Annotated in this window: 2 protein-coding genes; both read right to left on the minus strand. The window is 68.7% G+C overall.

Going from position 1 to position 1,747, the window contains the following annotated elements; translation table 11 throughout:
- Positions 1 to 605: glycerol-3-phosphate dehydrogenase subunit GlpB (gene glpB / locus PGX04_RS02090; protein WP_273737005.1), on the minus strand; the 605-nt coding region annotated here is incomplete at its 3' end.
- Positions 606 to 1,747, minus strand: a 1,142-nt coding sequence (locus tag PGX04_RS02095) for an FAD-dependent oxidoreductase (RefSeq protein WP_273737006.1), incomplete at its 5' end; no start/stop codon positions are given.

A 1,747-nucleotide genomic window follows, 5' to 3' on the forward strand; every position in this document is an offset into this window, starting at 1 on the left:
CCGGCCGCCGTCTCCACGGATTCGTCGTGGTCGAGCAGGTGCGCGTACCGCGTGATCTTCGCGTCGTCTCGAGCGATGCCGGGGAACCGAACCGTGACGCCGCGGCCCTCGAAGGGGACGCCCGCCGCCTCGAGGTGGGACGCTGCCAGCGGCGCTTCGAAGTCCGGTAGCGTCTCGAAGCCGACGAGCAGGGCGTCGCGGTCGTCGCTCGCGAGGCCGGCGGCGGTCGAAACCGGATATCTGGCGGTCGGCTTGACCGTTCCGCCGTGTGTCGGGACGAGCGCGTTCGAATCCGTGTGCGACCCCGCGTAGGCCTCGCCCGCGATATCGTCGAAGAAGTCGAGCGCATCGCGGACCGCCTCGCTCCCGACGCGCTCGTAGGGGTGTCCGTCGGGGAGGTCATCGAGCACTTCGAAGGGATTCACGAGCGGACCGTCGCCCGCCGGCGCGTATCCGAGCACGTCGATCAGCCCGCTGGCGTGGCGGAGCGTGCTCTGCTTGTACGAAACCAGCCGGACTTGCACGTCTCCCTCTGCTGCGGCGAGCGCTGCGGTCGCACCGGCGAGCCCGCCGCCGATGACGAGGACGTCGTCCTCGATCGCCATTTATCGACTTCCTCCGTCGAAGGCCGCGAAATCGACGGCCGCCGTTTCCGCGTCCGCGCTCGCGGGATCGCGGTCCCTGTTCATCGTCGTCGCGTGCAGCGCGTAGTTGAGCATGGCCTGCGAGAGCTGTTCGCCCCACAGCGCGTGACGCTCGCCCTTCCAGCGCTCCTGAAAGAGTTCGTCCAGCGCCTCCCGAACCGTCTCCTCGTCGTACTCGGGATGCAATTCGTTCGCCATGTTCTGACAGCAGAAGCCGCCCTGGCAGTTCCCCATCGAGGCGCGCGTCCGGATCCGGACCGCGTTCAGATCCGAGCCAGACTGTGAGATCGCGTCTCGAATTTCCGCGCGCGTTACGCCCTCACACTGGCAGATAACCGGGTTCGGCTCGTCCGTCTCGAGCACGTCGCGCGCCCGGCTCCCCAATCGCTGCTTGCTCCGGCGGGCCACCGGCGAGCGCAGCCCGAAGTCGTCCATGGCGGCCTCGAGCGTCTCGACGTGCTCGCTGCCGGGCAGGGGTTCCTCGGCGGTCGTACAGGTGGCGGTCACGCCGAGTTTCTCACAGACGTGGTCCGAAATCTCCTCGGCCATCGCCCGGTAGGTGGTGAACTTGCCGCCGACGATGCTCGACATCCCCGAGACGCCGTCGCGGTCCGCGTGATCGAGGAGGAAGAAGTCCCGCGTGATGTCGGTCGGGTCCTCGGTGCCGGTTCCCGGCGGCTCGTACAGCGGCCGGACGCCCCAGAACGAGCGGACGGTTCGGGCCTCCTCGAGGATCGGGACGAGTTCCGAGAGGGTGTCGATCATTCGGTCGACCTCCCACCCCGCTTCCGGGTAGTCGTCCGGATCCGAGACCTCCTCGTCGGTCGTCCCGAGGATCGCCGTCGTCTCGTGGGGGACGACGATGTCGGCGTCGCCCTTCGGCCGGCAGCGGTTGATCACCGTGTCGACCTGCCGGACGTTCATGATCGTCATCACCCCCTTGGAGGGCCGGACCTCGATCTCGAGATCCGCCATCGCACCGATCTGGCCGGCCCACGCGCCGGTCGCGTTGACGACGTAGTCGGCGGTGATCGCCTCGGTCGTCCCGGGCGTCGCGTGCGTGCGCTTCCCCGGTCCCGACTCGTGGCGCACCTCGACGCCGT

Source organism: Natrinema soli, assembly GCF_028618695.1.